Source organism: Yoonia sp. 2307UL14-13 (genome assembly GCF_037572755.1).
GTDB lineage: Bacteria > Pseudomonadota > Alphaproteobacteria > Rhodobacterales > Rhodobacteraceae > Yoonia.
The window spans coordinates 51,092-67,699 of the sequence record NZ_JBBIFZ010000005.1 but is presented as its reverse complement, the minus strand read 5'-3'; the positions used below and the strand labels follow the sequence as shown (position 1 = coordinate 67,699).

20 protein-coding genes are annotated in these 16,608 nt (G+C 60.4%); 7 read left to right on the top strand and 13 right to left on the bottom strand.

Translation table 11 applies throughout. From position 1 onward, the window contains the following. Window positions 1–10 precede the first annotated feature (10 nt). The 3 genes from hisD to V8J85_RS13455 form a co-directional block, all read right to left on the bottom strand. Complete coding sequence (gene hisD, locus V8J85_RS13465) at window positions 11–1,321, bottom strand: histidinol dehydrogenase (protein WP_339954272.1); 1,311 nt, start codon at window positions 1,319–1,321, stop codon at window positions 11–13. An 81-nt stretch (window positions 1,322–1,402) separates the two neighbouring features. Next, the gene (locus V8J85_RS13460; protein WP_339954271.1) at window positions 1,403–1,888 is read right to left on the bottom strand and encodes an ester cyclase; all 486 of its coding nucleotides are present in this window, start codon (window positions 1,886–1,888) and stop codon (window positions 1,403–1,405) included. Further along, the gene (locus V8J85_RS13455) at window positions 1,885–2,934 is read right to left on the bottom strand and encodes an ABC transporter ATP-binding protein (RefSeq protein WP_339954270.1); all 1,050 of its coding nucleotides are present in this window, start codon (window positions 2,932–2,934) and stop codon (window positions 1,885–1,887) included. Before V8J85_RS13455 ends, V8J85_RS13460 begins: the two co-directional genes overlap by 4 nt. A gap of 253 nt (window positions 2,935–3,187) precedes the next feature. Here V8J85_RS13455 and V8J85_RS13450 point away from each other — a divergent pair, with 253 nt between their 5' ends. From V8J85_RS13450 to V8J85_RS13435, 4 genes are all read left to right on the top strand, one after another. After that, on the top strand, window positions 3,188–4,429 hold the full coding sequence (locus V8J85_RS13450) for an ABC transporter substrate-binding protein (protein ID WP_339954269.1): 1,242 nt from the start codon (window positions 3,188–3,190) through the stop codon (window positions 4,427–4,429). A 66-nt stretch (window positions 4,430–4,495) separates the two neighbouring features. Further along, window positions 4,496–5,521, top strand: coding sequence for a carbohydrate ABC transporter permease (locus tag V8J85_RS13445; RefSeq protein WP_339954268.1), 1,026 nt, complete (start codon window positions 4,496–4,498; stop codon window positions 5,519–5,521). Between the two features lie 11 nt (window positions 5,522–5,532). Next, complete coding sequence (locus tag V8J85_RS13440; protein ID WP_339954267.1) at window positions 5,533–6,411, top strand: carbohydrate ABC transporter permease; 879 nt, start codon at window positions 5,533–5,535, stop codon at window positions 6,409–6,411. 1 nt (window position 6,412) lies between these two features. Continuing rightward, window positions 6,413–7,402: an ester cyclase gene (locus tag V8J85_RS13435; protein ID WP_339954266.1), complete on the top strand. Its 990-nt coding sequence runs from the start codon at window positions 6,413–6,415 to the stop codon at window positions 7,400–7,402. On the opposite strand, the gene V8J85_RS13430 is transcribed toward V8J85_RS13435, so the two are convergent. Then, window positions 7,399–7,989 (bottom strand): helix-turn-helix transcriptional regulator, encoded by a 591-nt coding sequence (locus tag V8J85_RS13430; RefSeq protein ID WP_339954265.1) that lies wholly within the window; start codon window positions 7,987–7,989, stop codon window positions 7,399–7,401. The two genes, V8J85_RS13435 and V8J85_RS13430, sit on opposite strands and share 4 nt — an antisense overlap. 94 nt (window positions 7,990–8,083) lie before the next feature. On the opposite strand from V8J85_RS13430, the gene V8J85_RS13425 reads away from it, so the two are divergent. Continuing rightward, window positions 8,084–8,497, top strand: a complete 414-nt coding sequence (locus tag V8J85_RS13425; protein WP_339954264.1) for an SRPBCC domain-containing protein — start codon at window positions 8,084–8,086, stop codon at window positions 8,495–8,497. Next, on the top strand, window positions 8,494–8,910 hold the full coding sequence (locus V8J85_RS13420) for a DUF6855 family protein (RefSeq protein ID WP_339954263.1): 417 nt from the start codon (window positions 8,494–8,496) through the stop codon (window positions 8,908–8,910). Before V8J85_RS13425 ends, V8J85_RS13420 begins: the two co-directional genes overlap by 4 nt. Here V8J85_RS13420 and V8J85_RS13415 read toward each other — a convergent pair. After that, window positions 8,905–9,279 (bottom strand): winged helix-turn-helix transcriptional regulator, encoded by a 375-nt coding sequence (locus V8J85_RS13415; protein WP_339954262.1) that lies wholly within the window; start codon window positions 9,277–9,279, stop codon window positions 8,905–8,907. The two genes, V8J85_RS13420 and V8J85_RS13415, sit on opposite strands and share 6 nt — an antisense overlap. A gap of 86 nt (window positions 9,280–9,365) precedes the next feature. On the opposite strand from V8J85_RS13415, the gene V8J85_RS13410 reads away from it, so the two are divergent. Further along, a complete protein-coding gene (locus tag V8J85_RS13410) occupies window positions 9,366–9,995 on the top strand; it encodes an ankyrin repeat domain-containing protein (RefSeq protein ID WP_339954261.1) in 630 nt (209 codons plus the stop codon). Window positions 9,996–10,038: 43 nt separating this feature from the next. Here V8J85_RS13410 and V8J85_RS13405 read toward each other — a convergent pair whose 3' ends face one another. From V8J85_RS13405 to cyoE, 8 genes are all read right to left on the bottom strand, one after another. Then, complete coding sequence (locus tag V8J85_RS13405; protein ID WP_339954260.1) at window positions 10,039–10,623, bottom strand: GNAT family N-acetyltransferase; 585 nt, start codon at window positions 10,621–10,623, stop codon at window positions 10,039–10,041. Further along, the gene (locus V8J85_RS13400; RefSeq protein ID WP_339954259.1) at window positions 10,623–11,891 is read right to left on the bottom strand and encodes a M16 family metallopeptidase; all 1,269 of its coding nucleotides are present in this window, start codon (window positions 11,889–11,891) and stop codon (window positions 10,623–10,625) included. The genes V8J85_RS13405 and V8J85_RS13400 overlap by 1 nt, the downstream gene beginning before the upstream one ends. A 1-nt stretch (window position 11,892) precedes the next feature. Further along, complete coding sequence (gene thrC, locus V8J85_RS13395; RefSeq protein WP_339954258.1) at window positions 11,893–13,275, bottom strand: threonine synthase; 1,383 nt, start codon at window positions 13,273–13,275, stop codon at window positions 11,893–11,895. 3 nt (window positions 13,276–13,278) lie between these two features. Next, entirely contained in the window at window positions 13,279–13,959 is a 681-nt protein-coding gene (locus tag V8J85_RS13390) for an SURF1 family protein (protein ID WP_339954257.1), read from the bottom strand. A gap of 78 nt (window positions 13,960–14,037) precedes the next feature. Further along, window positions 14,038–14,838: a cytochrome c oxidase subunit 3 gene (locus V8J85_RS13385; RefSeq protein ID WP_339954256.1), complete on the bottom strand. Its 801-nt coding sequence runs from the start codon at window positions 14,836–14,838 to the stop codon at window positions 14,038–14,040. Between the two features lie 25 nt (window positions 14,839–14,863). Next, a complete protein-coding gene (locus V8J85_RS13380; protein WP_339954255.1) occupies window positions 14,864–15,478 on the bottom strand; it encodes a cytochrome c oxidase assembly protein in 615 nt (204 codons plus the stop codon). Then, entirely contained in the window at window positions 15,475–15,675 is a 201-nt protein-coding gene (locus tag V8J85_RS13375) for a hypothetical protein (protein WP_339954254.1), read from the bottom strand. The genes V8J85_RS13380 and V8J85_RS13375 overlap by 4 nt, the downstream gene beginning before the upstream one ends. Continuing rightward, window positions 15,675–16,607, bottom strand: a complete 933-nt coding sequence (gene cyoE, locus V8J85_RS13370) for a heme o synthase (RefSeq protein WP_339954253.1) — start codon at window positions 16,605–16,607, stop codon at window positions 15,675–15,677. The genes V8J85_RS13375 and cyoE overlap by 1 nt, the downstream gene beginning before the upstream one ends. Window position 16,608: the final 1 nt, after the last annotated feature.

The window sequence follows — 16,608 nt, the reverse complement described above, 5'->3', positions numbered from 1 at the left end:
AATGATAAGGCTACTCAGCGGCTGTTCCGTAGGCCACGTTCTTGCCGCCATAGCGGCGGACGCGGATGTTGCATTGTTCGGCGTGGCCGACGAAGCCTTCGAGCATGCAGAGGCGTGAACCGTATGCACCGACGAGGGCGGCGGCCTCGTCGGTGAGGACCTTTTGATAGCTGTGCGTTTTCAGGAACTTGCCGACCCAGAGGCCGCCGGTATACCGCCCAGCCTTTTTTGTGGGGAGCGTGTGGTTGGTGCCGATGACCTTGTCGCCGTTGGCGACGTTCGTGCGGGCGCCGAGGAAGAGCGCGCCGTAGCAGGTCATGTTTTCAAGGAACCATTCGTCGCGGTCGGTCATGACCTGCACGTGTTCTGAAGCGATCTCGTCCGCCATGTGCAGCATTTCGTCGTAGGTGTCGCAGAGGATGACCTCGCCGTAATCTTCCCATGACGTGCGGGCGGTTTCGGCTGTTGGCAGGATGACGAGGATACGATCGATTTCCGCAAGCGTCGCTTTTGCCAGTTTTTCCGAATTCGTCAGCAGGACGGCGGGGGAGTTGTAGCCGTGTTCGGCCTGGCCCAGCAGGTCGGTGGCGCAGAGTTCGGCATCGACCGTGTCATCGGCAATGACCATCGTCTCGGTGGGTCCGGCGAAGAGATCGATGCCGACGCGACCAAAGAGTTGCCGCTTGGCCTCTGCCACGAAAGCGTTGCCGGGACCGACAATCATGTGGACGGGGTCGATGGTTTCCGTGCCGAGCGCCATGGCACCCACGGCCTGCATGCCACCGAGGACGTAGATTTCGTGTGCCCCGCCCATATGCATGGCGGCGACGATGGCCGGGTGCGGTTCGCCGTTTTGCGGCGGGGCGGAGGCGACGATGCGGGGGACGCCTGCGACGTTGGCCGTCAGCACGGACATGTGGGCCGAGGCGACCATCGGGAACTTGCCGCCGGGGACGTAGCAGCCGACGGATTGGACCGGGATGTTCTTGTGGCCGAGGATCACGCCGGGCAGCGTTTCGACCTCGATATCCGTCATCGAAGATCGTTGCGCCTGTGCAAAGGTGCGTATCTGATCCTGTGCGAATTTGATGTCTTCCATGTCGCGGGTCGAGACCTTGGACATGGCCGCTTCGATCTCGGATTGCGTCAGGCGGAAGCTGGGCGGGCTGTACTTGTCGAATTTTTCGGACAGGTCGCGGACAGCGGCATCGCCGCGCGTTTCGATGTCTTTGAGCGTGTCTTCGACAATCTTGCGCACCTTTGCATCGTCTTCGGCGCGCTCGGATTCTGGTTTGCCGGATTTGAGGTATGTGATTGTCATCTTTGCTCTCCGCGTCCCGGGTCTGAACCGGGACCTCAACGTCAGTTCTGCCAGAGATCCCGGATCGGGCCCGGGACGGCGTTAGTCTGGTTTTGCCGGTTTGGCGCTGCCATTATCGTAATTTTCCCAACCATGGCCGTTGAACACGTCAACGCCCAGTTGCGCCATGACGGATGCGAAATCGACCGATACCGGGTTGTCGGCGATCCGACCATCCTCGATCCGCCAGAAATCCATATATGGTATTTTGATCCGCTTGCCGGTTGGCGCGATCCCCATGAACGTCCCGGAATGCGTCGCCTCGATATGGCCAAAGCAGGCAGCCCAATCGCCGTCGGCCATGAATTTTTCAGTCTTGTAGTGGCGGTCGGTGAAGGCCGCGCGGATCGGGAATTGCCAGTTGCGTTGAAAGTCGGCGATGCCGTTTTTGGTGCCGCAGCCTTGGTTACCCCGCCAGACGAAATCCTCGGTGAAATAGGGGGTCATGTCCATTTCACCGGCCGCGAGTCCCGCCTCCATCCGTTTGACCGCAGCGAGCGACGCGGCGGTTTGTGCGTCGTGGCTCATGTCAGGCGCTCACCGGTCTCGGAATCGAACAGGTGGCAGATCTCGGCCGGGATGCTGGCGCTGACCGGATCGCCGATTTCGGCCCGGTAATCCTTGGCCGATTTGACCGAGATGATCGTGCCGCCTGCGCGCATCGTGACCATCGTCGCCTCGCCCAGCAGTTCGAGCGAGTAGACCTTGGAATTGGCCTGCGCCTCGTTCGCGGCCACGCTGGCGTCCTCGGCCCGGAAGCCGAGGGTGACCTTGCCATTGTGATTGCTGGGCAGGCCCGAGATGCTGATATTCGGCGCGGTGAAGGTCCCGTTTGCGATGTCGCCATCCATCAGGTTCATGGCGGGTGAGCCGATGAAGCCCGCGACGAAGGTGTTCGCCGGATAGTCGTAGATATCCGTCGGCGTGCCGACCTGCTGCACGACACCCTTGTTCATCACGACGACCCGATCGGCGAGCGTCATCGCCTCGATCTGGTCGTGGGTGACGTAGATCGTCGTCGTCTTGAGTTCGTGGCTGAGGTTCTTGATCTGCGCGCGGGTGGATACGCGGAGTTTCGCGTCGAGGTTGGACAGCGGTTCATCCATGAGGAACACGTTGGGTTCGCGCACGACGGCGCGGGCAAGCGCCACGCGCTGTCGCTGACCGCCGGACAGTTCGGCGGGTTTGCGGTGCAGGAATTCGTCCAGTTCGACCATGGCCGAAGCGCGCTTGACCCGTTCTTCGTGTTCGGATTGCGGAACCCCGCGCACCTTCAGCGGGAAGCGGATGTTGTCGTAGACGTTCATGTTGGGGTAAAGCGCGTAGCTTTGGAACACCATGGCGACGTCGCGGTCTTTCGGGTCCAGATCGTTGATCCGCTTGCCGTCGACCAGAATGTCGCCGCCCGACGCATCCTCGAGCCCTGCGATCATGCGCATCGTCGTCGTCTTGCCGCAGCCCGAAGGGCCGAGGAGGACAAGGAATTCCTGATCGGCGATGGTCAGGTCGAATTCCTTCACGCCCACAAACGATCCCCATCGTTTGCTCACGTTGCGTAGCTGAATTTCGGCCATGCGCACCCCCATTGCATACGTTTGCAAAAACACTCGCCTGATTCCGAAACTCGCGCAAGACTTAATTTCGAATCTTCCGTTGCGCCTGTTTTTTCCAGAATTATCTTGCGCGGCCATGGCGTTTACCGCTTAACTTGCAAACGTATGCAAACGCGCCGCGATTCGGTCGTGGCGAAAAGAGTGTGGTGGCAAACACCACGTTGGGGGGCGCCGTCAACCGGTGCTGTCAAGACAACTGGGAGAGTACAAGCATATGACTTTTATGACGAAATTGACGCTGGGCACGGCCTTTGCCGCATTGACGGCGACAACGGCTTTGTCGGACGGCCATGAAGGATGCGGCGATGGTCGCCTGAACATCATCGGCAACGAATTCCCCGCGATCCAAACGGTTGCGGCGGCTGCAGTGGAATGTGCCGGCGGCGAGGCCGAGGCGAACCTGACCGCCGATCACCAGACGCTGAATGTGGCGGGCATGACGGGTAATCCGGCGGAATATACGACTGCAATCGTGGCCAATTCATCCATCGTCGCGCTGATCAATGAAGATGTGATCCGCCCCTTGGACGATCTTGTCGCCGAGTTCGGGCAGGATATCCCGCAGCAGCAGCTGATTACCGTCGACGGTAAGGTCATGGCGGTCGCGTTCATGGCAAACGCCCAGCATCTTGTGTACCGCGAGGACGTGCTGGAACAGATCGGGGCCGAGGTGCCGACATCGTATGAAGAGGTGCTGGAGGCCGCCGCGCAAATCCGCGAGGCGGGTATCATGGAATATCCCGTCGGCGGGGCCTATGCCGCCGGGTGGAACCTGGCCCAGGAATTCACCAACATGTATCTGGGCACTGGCGGGCAATTCTTTGAACCCGGCACCGCACAGGTCAGCATCAACAACTCGCAAGGCGTGGAAGCGCTGGAGATGATGAAGGCGCTGTCGGAATACATGAACCCCGATTTCCTGACCCATGACAGCAACGCGACCTCTGCCGAATGGGAAGCGGGCAACGTTGCCCTGATGAACATGTGGGGCAGCCGGACCGGCGTTTTGATGGATGAAGAAGGGTCCGAACCAGAAGTGTACGAGAACACCAAGGTCGGTGGCCCATTGACCGTCGGTGAAAGCGGTACACCGGCGACGACGCTGTGGTGGGATGGCTGGACCGTCGCCAAGAATATCAGCGACGACGATGCCGCAACCACATTCAAGGCCATGGCAGCCGGTGTGTCCCCTGCGATCCTGAATGACGAAACCATGCCACAGGCCGTTTGGCTGATGGAAGGGTTCGAGCCCGCCCCGGTGAACGAAGGCGTGCTTGCCACGGTTCAGTCCGGAGCGGCCCCTTACCCGATGGTTCCTTTCCAGGGCCTGCTGCACACCGCATTGGGTGACAATATCGCCGACTTCCTGCAGGGTAACGAAAGTGCCGAGCAGACGCTGGCCGATATCGAGGCGGCCTATACCGCCGCGGCAAAAGAAAAAGGCTTCCTTCAGTAAGCCAATCCGGCGAGGGGTCGGCCCCTCGCCCATCTGACGACCAGACGCAAACCGGGGGCGATTGCGATGAAACACGGCACCTTTTTCTGGTTCGTCTTTCCATCTGTATTCCTCATGCTGGCTTTTATCGCGCTGCCGATCGTGTCGATCGTGACGCAGTCACTTTATTCCGAGCATGAACAGGTTGTCGTGGTCGTCGAGAATTGCGGCCCGTTCGGCTGCACCGAATCCACCAGCGTTGATCAAGAGGCCACTGCTGCCCTGCGCGAGGCCGAACCTTTGGGCAAATGGGCCGGTCTTGATATCTACAAGGACCGCAACCATCTGGCGGTCGATCAGGTCGCCAGCGCGTGGGAGAACACGGTCAGTTGGTCCCATTTCTGGGGCACGATCATGAACCTGCCCTTCTATAGCGCCATGGCGTTTACGCTGACCTACACTGCGATCGTCACACCCATGACCATTATTCTGGGCTTTGTCGTGGCTGTTGTCGTCAACTCGGTCGCGCGGTCCTTGCGTGGCCCGACGATTTTCTTCTCGCTTTTGCCGATGATCGTGACGCCTTTGGTGGGCGCGCTGATCCTGTTCTGGATGGTCGATGCGCGCGGTATTCTTGGCACGGCTTTGCAATGGCTCGCGGATGATCCGTCGCTATCGGTCAAGGCCTCGACCCCGCTGATGTGGATAATGCTGATGGTCTATGGCACGTGGAGTTCGATCCCCTTTGCCTTCATCGTCTATTATGCGGGCCTACAGACCGTAAATCAGGACACGTTAGAGGCCGCGATGATCGACGGCGCCAGCCGGTGGGAACGGATTCGGTATGTCGTGATCCCGCATCTGGCGCCGCTGACGACCTTCATCGCGCTGATCCAGCTGATGGATAACTTCAGGGTGTTCGAACCCATCATCTCGTTCGAGGCCCTCGCCCATGCGCGGTCGCTGTCCATCGCGATCTTCACTGATCTGGGGGGCGAGACACGGTTGTTGTCGTCCGCCGCCGCCACATCCGTCATCACCATCGTCTTTGTCGCCATCCTGCTATCGCCTGTCCTGATCCGGACATGGCGTGATTTTGGCACGCAAAAGTAAGGGAACGCCCGATGTCTGTTGCTACCCGTCGCCCGCTGACCCTGCGCTTTCTGGCTACGTCTTTTCTGGTGCTGTGGTTGATCATGGCCGCATTCCCCTTCCTTTGGACGCTGTGGGGGTCGTTCAAGGTTGAGGGGGATTTCTTTTCAAAGGCCAACTGGGCGAATTCGCTTTTCGGCACGCTGACCACGATTGAAACGGGCGGTAGCTTTACCGGCGACGGGTATTATGGCGCGTGGGTGCAGGAGGAGTTCTGGCGGGCGGCGCTGAATACGGCCATTGTGTGCATCTGTGTCGTGACCATCTCGCTGACCTGCGGCACGCTTGCAGGCTATGCCCTGTCACGCTCGACCTATCGCTATGCCTTCTGGTTGCTGCTCTTCGCCCTGATCTTCCGCGCGACACCGCCGATCACGCTGGTATCGGGCTATCTGCTGCCATTCTTTGAGTGGAACTTGTGGGGGCATTTATCGACGACGATCATCGTGCTTGTGGCGATCAATCAGCCGTTCACGTTGTGGATGCTGCATTCATTCTTTAAGAACATCCCGCAGGATCTGGATGAAAGCGCGATGGTGGATGGCTGCACCCGGTTTCAAGCGTTCAGGCATGTGATTATCCCGGTCATGTGGCCCGGTGTGATCACCACGGGACTTTTCAGCTTCCTTTTGGCTTACAATGACTTCGTTGTAACTACATTGCTGCTGACAAAGGAAAATCAGACCATGGTGCCCAAGATCGCAAGTTTCCTTGGCACAACCCAAACCAAGGGCAACGTTATGTTCGCAGTTGCTGCGGTTGTTTCTGTCACCGCGCCATTGTTCGTGATGATCCTGTTCTTCCAGCGCCAGATTGTCTCTGGTCTGACAGCAGGTGCCGTGAAGGGTTAAGATGACTTTCCAAGACGAAAAGGCCCTGCTGCGCGCCCATTATGCTGCGCTGGCCAAAGCGACGCCCGGGAATGTGGGCGCGATCCTTGCCGAGCGCACGAGCGACGACTGGCACTGGCGCGGGATGCATCCCTTTTATGAACAGCACGGCGCGCATGCCGTGGCCGACAGCTTTTGGGCGCCGTTCCTGACGGCGATGTCACGGGTGCAGCGGCGGCAGGATATCTTGTTTGCCGGACGGAATGAGATCGACGGGTTTGACGGCACATGGGTCGTGTCCATGGGCCACCTGATGGGCCTGTTTGATGCACCGTTCCTCGGGATCAAACCGCATCGTCGCATTGCGATGCTGCGCTATGCCGAGTTCAACCGGATCGCTGACGGCAAAATCGTCGAAACCGCGATGTTCTGCGACCTCCTGCATTTGATGCGGCAGGCGGGCCAGTATCCCCTGCCCCCGCAGACCGGCGCGCATCTGGTCCAGCCCGGCCCGGCCACCCATGATGGCCTGCTGTTCGACGATGCCGACCCGGCTGAGGGCGAGAAAACACTGACGCTGGTCAATCGCATGATCGGCGATATCAACGCGCATCAGAGATATGAAAGCCCCCAAGACGAACTGCGCCGGAGCTGGCACGACGATTTCATCTGGTGGGGGCCGGAAGGGATCGGCGCGACTTATACGATTGATCGGTACGTGGAACAGCACCAGAGGCCCTTCCGCACGCAGATCAAGGACCGGGTCTATAACGGGCATGTCGCGCGGTTGGCCGAGGGGAATTTCGGGGGGTTCTTTGGCTGGGCGAACCTGACCGTCACGAATGCAGGCGGTTACATGGGCCTGCCGTCGGGCAAGCCTGCGGACATGCGGGTGGTCGATCTTTATCGCCGGGACGGTGACAAGCTGGCCGAGAACTGGATCTTCATCGACATGCTGCATTTCCTGCATATGCAGGGGCTGGATGTGCTGGGTCGGCTAAAGCAGACCTAGGCGAAGGTGTGGGCGGAGATATTGATGTCTCCGCATTCCTGCAGCGGGATATCAGACGCGCTCAGGTCATCTTTGATTTGCCACCCCTTCTGCGTGAGGCCCATGCCCACCGGATGGATTGTCCGTGCCTTTCTGTTGGCATTGATACGGACAATCCGCCGTCCACGAATAGCAGCGGCGAAGGCGGGGATGCGGGGATCGTTGTCAGACTGCCCGCTATCGATGTTGAACTGCCGCATCCCCCGCTGCACCGTCTCGCGCACTTTGTCGGGAAAGCTCTCCACCAGCTTCGCCCGCGCCCGCCATGCCGCCTGATCCATGCCGAGTGTGGCCAGCGCCGTATCGGCTGATCCGAGGATCACGCCCAAAGCCTCGGCCTCGTCCTGATCCAGCCCGGTCAGACGGGTCCGATAGTTGAATCCCAACTCGATCCCGCCCTGATTGCCTTGGAAAACGATAATCGGCAGCCCCGCCTCGGTCATCGCATCCACATCGCGCAGGATGGTACGGGGAGTGACCTCGAGCTCTGCGGCCAACTGTACCGAGGTCAACCGCCCCCGGTTCTGGAGCAAGAGCAGGATCTGCAAAAGACGGGATGCGCGCAATGGGCTTTCTCAAACATGACAGAAGACGTCATATTAGGGTTGCTACGCCCGGTCCTGTCAAGAGAGTGGAGCGAACATGGCATCATATCATGTGGCGCGGGATATCGGAGCGAGCCCGGAAAAGGTCTGGGCGATCCTGACCGATCCGGCCAAGTTGAACAGTGACTTTGGGATTGTGAAAATGACGGGGAATATCCGGTTAGGCAGCAAGATCAAACTCTGGTCCGAGGTTGATCCAAAGCGAGCATTTGGTTTGCGGGTCAAGACCTTCGCGAAGGATGCAAAAATGGTCTGGGAAGGTGGGATGCCGTTTGGTTTGTTCACCGGAACGCGGACGTTTACGCTGACACCCATCGCCAACGGGACCAAATTCGACATGCGCGAAGACTTCACTGGCCCGCTGGCCGGTTTGATCACCAAATCCATCCCCGACCTGCAACCGTCCTTCGACAAATTCGGCGACGCACTCAAACGAAAGGCAGAACAATGAACCGCGTGACATATGGGACTGGCGTCGCTGGCGATCCGTGGATCCTGAAGACACCTCCGCTGACATCCGCATTCGAGGTCTGGAAAGACGAGGCAACCGACCCACCAGCGCTGGTCGTTCAGGTCGGCAAGACCCAGCTATCCTACCAGCTGCGCGCCATCGCGGATGCGCACGCGATGCTGAAAGCGCATGGCGACTGGATGCCGCTGGGCAATGCGGATGAAGGCAAGCCGGTCAAGGATGGCACGTTGGAGGCCTGGGCGCGAGATGCGGGCAACCCCGTCGGCGGCTACTATGGATTGCGCAAAGGCTATCGCGGGCGCTTCGCGAATTACGTCGCGCCGGTGCTGGAGATGCTGGGGCTGGTGGAGTTGGAGCACAACGCGCGAAACAACCGGGTGCGGGCGCTATGAGGCGTGGTCCGACGGCATCCATTTCAGCAGATCGGCGGGCGGGTCATAGGCATGCTCCAGATGGTTCGCACCCCAGCGCGCGATGGCTTGAATGACAGGTAGCAGATCGGCCCCCTTGGCTGTCAGAACGTAGTCAAAACGTGGTGGCTTGTCCTGATAAGGCACCCGTTCGATCAACCCATGTTCATTCAATCGCTTTAGGCGGTCGCTGAGAATATTGCGCTTCATCCCCTCGGCGCTGGCCACGAAATCCGAGAATTTCCGCGCGCCGAACAGCATGTCGCGCAGGATCAGCAGGGTCCATTTGTCGCCGATCAAATCGAGGGTCGAGGCAATCGGGCAGTCCGAGCGGTAGGTTGTGTTCTTCATCGGCGCTGTTTAGCGCAGTCAGTTGCAAAAGAAAACTCACCGGATATAGTAAGTTGCAAATCAGAACTGACTCGGGAGGCGACACCATGAAACCTTTGATCCTTGGCGGCCTGCTTTGCGCTTTGGTCGGGCAGGCCAATGCAGGACCGCTGGACGATGCCATCCGGCAAGGCGATGTGCTGCGCGCGGATGCAGCGATCGACGATGGAGCCAGCATCGATGCGCCGATCCCCCCGTTCATGATGACGCCGCTGGCCATGGCTGCGATCCGCGATGATTTGCCCATGGTGGACCTGCTTTTGTCCGAGGGCGCCGATCCGGACGCGCCCGGTTTGCGCGGCATGAATGCATTGTCCGCCGCGGTCCGCAGTTGTACCGCGGGTGCCGACGTGATCGCGGCGCTTATCGATGCGGGCGCTGATCTTGAGGATCGTTCGGGCGCCGACCTGACGCCGCTGATGGCCGCCATTCAGGAGGAACGCACCGATATCGCGCTGTTGCTGATGGATAAGGGTGCTGATGTGAACGTCCTGAACCAGTATCGGGACGGCGTGCTGAACTATGCGATCTACACCAAGAACCCTGTCATTGTGCAGGCTGCCATGGCGGCGGATGTCGATCTGACGCAACTCGACATCCTATTCACGACGGGCGTCTACTATTATCCTGGGTTCGGATCCGCACGCCCGCATTGTCGCAGCGATTCAGATTTTTAGCTAAAAATCTGGCGCGTCAAAAATCTTCGTAACGAAGATTTTTCTACCCGACGTCGGTCTTCCCACGCCGGTCGTGTCGGAGGTTGGCATAAAGAACGTGGTTCCGCCAACGTCCGTTGATCTGCAGATAGCTTTGCGCGACGCCTTCGTATTTGTAGCCGCATTTTTCCAAGAGACGGCGTGAGGCGTCGTTTTCGGGCAGACACCCTGCCTCGACCCGGCTGAGGTCGAGTGTCGTGAAGGCGTGATGCACAACGGCCTCGATCGCCTCGCGCATGTAACCCTGCCGCGCATAAGGCGCGCCGATCCAATAGCCTGTCGTGCCTGCCTGCGCCGGGCCGCGCCGGATGTTGTCGAGCGTGATCGCGCCCAGCAGCATGTCGTCGGTGCGTCGGATCAGGAAGAGTGGGATGGCGGTGCCGTTGCTGATCGACCGTTGCGCCCAATAGACACGGTTGGTGAAGGCCTTGCGCGACAGGTGGTCGGGTGCCCAGGTCGGCTCCCACGGGCGGAGGAAGTCTTCGCTGGCTTGCCGCAGCGATGTCCAGGCCCGAAAGTCGCCGTGGAGCGGTGGCCGCAGGCTCATCCGCTCGGTTTCGATCCGCACCTTCCGCCGGGCGCCGAGCATCAGGCGACCAGTCGTGCCTTCAAGGTGTCCAGGCTGGGCGCCGCCGCGGCTGGGCCGTAAAGCGCCATTGCGGTGCCCGCCTGCCCGGCCATGTGCCCGGCGAAGGATTTGACGTCGCCGGTTGTCACCGCGTCAATCCGTTCGATGGTCTCATCGAGGCTTGGGATCCGGTCCCAGATCGCGAGCAGCCGCGCGAGCCGTTCGGCGCGGTTTGATGGGCTTTCGAGGCCCATGAGCAGGCCTGCTTTCATCTGGGCGCGGGCGCGGGCGACCTCGGCGGCAGTCATATCGTCGGCGGCGCGCTTCATCTCGTCCACGGTCAGGTGCGCCAGTTCGGCGATTTGTTCGGCGCTGGTGCCTGCATAGATCGTCGTCAGCCCCGTGTCTTCATAGGCCCCGGCCTGGGCGAAGATCGTGTAGCAGAGGCCCCGGTTTTCGCGGATTTCCTGGAACAGGCGCGATGACATGCCGCCGCCCATGGCGCTGGCGTAGATTTGGGCAGTGTAGATGGCGGGGTCGCGGTAGGTCGGGCCTTCGAGCGCCAGCGCGAAATGCACCTGCTCCAGCGCCCGGTCTTCCCGCCGCTCGCGTCCGTCGAAGCGGGCGCGCTCCAGTTGATCCGCCGGGCGTGGCACGGCGGGCAGGTGCCCGAACAGGTTTTCGGCCTGTTGGACAATCGCGTCATGGTCGATGGCCCCCGCAGCGGCGAGGATCATCTGGTTGGGGCCGTAATGTTCGGCCACAAATCCTTGCAGATCATCGCGGTGAAACGCGCTGACCCGCTCGGACGGGCCGAGGATCGTGCGACCAAGCGCTTGGTCGGGATAGGCCGCCTCTTGCAGCCAGTCGAAGATGATGTCGTCGGGTGTGTCGAGCGCCTGACCGATTTCCTGCAGGATCACGCCGCGTTCGACCTCGATCTCTGCCGGGTCGAAGACCGGATTCAGCAGGATGTCAGCGATCACGTCCAGCCCGAGCGCCACGTCGTCTTCCAGCACGCGGGCGTAATAAGCTGTCATCTCGCGGCTGGTATAGGCGTTGATGTAGCCACCGACGTCTTCGATCGCCTCGGCGATCTGCAGGGCGCTGCGCGTCTTGGTCCCCTTGAACGCCATATGTTCGAGGAAATGCGCGATGCCGTTTTGGTCGAGCCGTTCGTGCCGTCCGCCTGCATTGACCCAGATCCCGATACTGGATGATTTCAGCCCGGGCATATGTTCGGTAACAATCCGAAACCCGTTGGACAGCGTGTGTAGTTCAATCGTCAAATCAGTTGATCCGTTCCCTGATGACGGCCTGAATTGCCGCCAGTTCCCCCGCAACGCGCGTGACGCGCTCTGGCCGGTCATACAGGTCTGCCATCCGTGGGGGAAGGGGTGCCGCGACGCCAGAGGCCGCTTTCACGGCATCGGGGAATTTGGCCGGATGGGCCGTGGCGAGGGTGACCATGGGGGTTGTGCCGAGATGTTTTTCCGCCACGTGGACGCCGACGGCCGTGTGCGGGCAAAGGAGTTCGCCGTGGTTTCGGCGATATGTCCGGATGGCGGCGCTGGTGTCTTCCTCGGACGCGCGGCCAGATTTGAACGTGTCCTTGAGCATCTGGTAGGCGCCTTGGCTGATGTGGAAGCCGCCTTTTTTGAGGTCGTCCATCTGGCTGGCCACAGTCGCGCCGTCGCGGTCATAGGCATCGAAAAGCGCCCGTTCGAAATTGGAGCTGACCTGAATGTCCATGGAGGGGCTGATCGTCGGGGTGACGCCTTCCTTGGTGTAGGCGCCAGTTTCCAGCGTCCGGTGCAGGATGTCGTTGCGGTTCGTGGCGACGACCAGATCGGCGATGGGTAGGCCCATTTTCTTGGCGATGTAGCCTGCGAAGATGTCGCCGAAATTGCCGGTGGGGACGGTGAAGCTGACTTTGCGGTGCGGCGCGCCCAGCGACACGGCAGCGGTGAAGTAGTAGACGACCTGCGCGAGGACCCTGCCCCAGTTGATCGAGTTCACGCCGGCGAGTTTGACCTCATCCCGGAAGGCGAAGTCGTTGAACATGTCTTTCACGGCGGCCTGGCAATCGTCGAAATCACCGTCGATGGCGAGGGCGTGGACGTTCGCCTCGGTTGGTGTTGTCATTTGCCGCCGCTGGACTTCGGAGACGCGCCCGTGGGGGTAGAGGATGAAGACGTCAACGGCGTCGAGGCCGCGGAAGGCCTCGATCGCGGCGGAGCCTGTGTCGCCGGAGGTGGCGCCAACAATGGTGACCCGATTGCTCGAGCGGCCCAATGCCGCCTGGAACATCTGCCCGATCAACTGCATCGCGAAGTCTTTGAAGGCGAGCGTTGGTCCGTGGAACAGTTCGAGCAGATAGTGGTTGCTGTCGAGTTGCACCAGGGGGGCGCGGGCAGCGTGGCCGAAACCGGCATAGGCTTGGGCGATCAGCTTGCGGAATTCATTGCCCGTGAAGGTGTCGCCGATAAAGGGGCGCATGACGTCAAACGCGACCTCTTCATAGCTTTTGCCAGCCATCGCCGCGATCTGATCGGCGCTGAGTGTGGGCACCTCTTCCGGCACATAAAGGCCGCCGTCGCGGGCGAGACCGGTCAGCATCGCCTCTTCGAATGTCAGGATGGGCGCATCGCCGCGGGTCGAGATGTAGCGCATCGCTCAGGCGTCCTTTTGCCGGGTCACACGAACGACCAGAAAGCAGGTCATCGCGGCCCAGACAAGGGCCAAAAGGAACCACGTGATCGCGTATTCCAGATGGTCGTTGGGGATGTTGGCCGTGTTGATTGGGAGGGGGGTCAGGCGCGGATCGGCGGGCGTCGCCTCGGACACGACGACCATCAATGGTTGGGTGCCGAAATGGTCAGACATGGCGGGGACGTTGCGCGCGAACCAGATGTTTTCGGCAAGGTCCGGGTCCGGTGTGCTGTCGTTTTGATCGTCCGGCCAAAGGAGCGTGCCAACGACCTTCATCGGCGCGATGAGCGGGGCCTCCGCCTTCTTGTCGAGCGGGAGGAGACCCTGATCCAGCAGGACCGTCAGGCCATCGGTCACGGCGAATTCCGAGATGACCTGATACCCGGTGCCCGCCGCTGTCCCCGAGACCAGCACATGCAATTCGCGCCCAGTCGGCGCACCACCAAGCATGACCCGGCTGTATTCGTGCGTTTCCTCGCTGACATCGACTTGCAGCGGTGTGGGATCTGCAGCGAGACGCGCATTAATGTTGTCCAGTATACCCTCTTTCCAGTCCAGCCGCTGCAACTGCCAGATGCCAAGCGCGATCAGGATCGCGCAGCCGACGACGCCAAGGAGGATGGGAAAGATGATTTTGCGCAGCATCGCTGACCTTCAAAAGGAAAACGCGCGAGGGCCCTCGCGCGCTAACATATCCAACCGTAAGTCGGGGTTGACCCCGACTTACCCGCCCCAGACATAGACGGCGGCAAAAAGAAACAGCCAGACCACATCGACAAAGTGCCAGTACCAGGCGGCCGCTTCGAACCCGACATGTTTCTCTGGCGTGAAATCGCCCTTTTGCAGACGCAGCAGGCACACGGCGAGGAAGATCGTGCCGATGACAACGTGCGCGCCATGGAAACCGGTCGCCATGAAGAAGTTGGCACCGTAGATGTTCCCGGCAAAACCAAAGGCCGCGTGGCTGTATTCGTAGACCTGGAAGACGGTAAAGATCGCGCCCAGACCGATGGCCAGGATCAGCCCCCATTTCATATCTTCGCGGTTGTTTTCATGGACCAGCGCGTGGTGCGCCCAAGTCGCTGCAGCGCCGGAACACAGCAGGATCAAAGTGTTGATCAGCGGCAGGTGCCAGGGGTCAAACGTTTCGATCCCTGCGGGCGGCCATTGGCCATCGACGGCAGGGCTTTGCGGGCCCATAGGGTACATGGCGTGTTTGAAGAACGACCAGAACCATGCGGCGAAGAACATGACCTCGGACATGATGAACATGATGAAGCCGTAGCGCAGGCCGATCCGCACCACAGGTGTGTGATCGCCGACCCGGCTTTCGGTCACAACCTCGGCCCACCATGCGTACATGACGTACAGAACCGCCGCGAGGCCCATCAGGAAGACGTATGGACCCGATCCATGCATCCACAGCACCGATCCGAACAACATTACAAAGGCGCCGATGCCCCCGACCATCGGCCAGATGGATGGGGCCAGAATGTGATAATCGTGGTTCTTTGCATGCGCCATGGCTGCGTTCCCTATCGGCTAGTCGTTAGTTCGTTTCTATGGCGTCTTGCGGCGCCGGTGTCAAAAGATCGGTGTCGACAGAGGCCTGGATTTCCTCTTCCGGCACGTCGATCTGGTAGAATGTATAGCTGAGCGTGATGGTATGCACATGCTGCCCTTCGCGATCGTCCACGATCGCCGGGTCCACGAAAAAGCTGACGGGCATCATCATTGTCTGACCGGGCTGCAGGACCTGCTCGACAAAGCAGAAACATTCGATCTTGTCGAAGAATGCGCCAGCCTCATATGGCGTGACGTTATAGGCCGCCTGCCCGGCAATCGGGACGTCCAACGGGTTGTGCGCCTCGTAAAAGGCCAGCCCAGTCTCGCCGATGCGGATTTCCATCTCGCGCACTTCGGGTTTGAAAGTCCATGGCATGTCGCGTTCCAGCGACGCATCGAAACGGACCTTGATCGTCTGGTCGAGGATCACATCGCTGCCCGTTTCGGCCACGTTGGTCGCCCCGCCAAATCCGGTGACGCGGCAGAACCAGTCATAAAACGGCACCGACGCCCAGGCGAGCGAGCCCATGATCAGCACGACGCTGACGGCTTGCGCCGCTGTGCGCTGCGGGCCTTGGAGGTTCGGGAACAGTCTCATTCGTCGCCCTCCTGCGGTACGATCTGTGGCCGCACAGAATGATCGAACTTTTCGAACTGCGCCACTTCACCAAGCTGAGTCACCTTGACGACGGTCAGGCCGAAAACGATCGCGATGAATCCGATCAAGAGCAGGAACACCCCGTAATTCCGGCCTTTGCGCCGTTCATGCACCTCATGTTCGACCTTGATCGCCATCACCAGCCACCCCAGCCATAGGCACGCAGTGCGGCCTCGGCCAAAAGCGCGCCGAAATGCAGGAAAAGATAATAGAGCGAGACTTTGAACATGCCGATCTCGACCGCATGTTTGTCCGCTTCGCTATCGGCATCCGTCCGGCGCCAGACGTCGTAAGCGCCTTTCAGGAACCACAGGTTCAGCGTGACAGCAACGGCCATGTAAAACGGCCCGCCGATGCTGGTCAGGCCAAGACCCAGCGCCACGGGGATCAGCAAAAGGGTGTAGATCAGAATATGATTGCGGGTGACCCTGCGCCCATGCGTTTCGGTCAGCATGGGGATACCCGCGTTGCCGTAGTCCGATTTCACGAACAGCGCCAGCGCCCAGAAATGCGGCGGCGTCCACATGAAGATCAGCGCGAACATCAAGGCACTTTCGATGCTGACGTCTCCGGTCGCGACAGCCCAGCCGATCATCGGTGGGAACGCACCGGCGGCACCGCCGATCACGATGTTCTGCGGCGTCGCACGCTTCAACCACACCGAATAGATGACCGCATAGAAAAAGATGGTGAAGGCAAGAAGGAAGGCGGCCAGCATGTTCGTGGCCAAGGCCAGCATCACGATCGAAAAGCCCGACAGCGCCAGCCCGATCGCCAGTGCATCGCCGGGCTGCACGCGGCCCGAAGGGATCGGACGCCCCGCCGTTCGCTTCATCCGCGCGTCGATATCGGCATCCCACCACATGTTCAGCGCGCCGGATGCGCCCGCCCCGACGGCGATACACAGGATGCCGACGAAACCGATGAAGGGATGCACCGGCATCGGCGCGACAAGCAGCCCCACCAGCGCGGTGAACACCACGAGCGACATCACACGCGGCTTCAGCAGGGCAAAGTAATCGCCCATATTCGCCTCGTAAACCGTGTCTTGAACGCTGATATCGCTCATC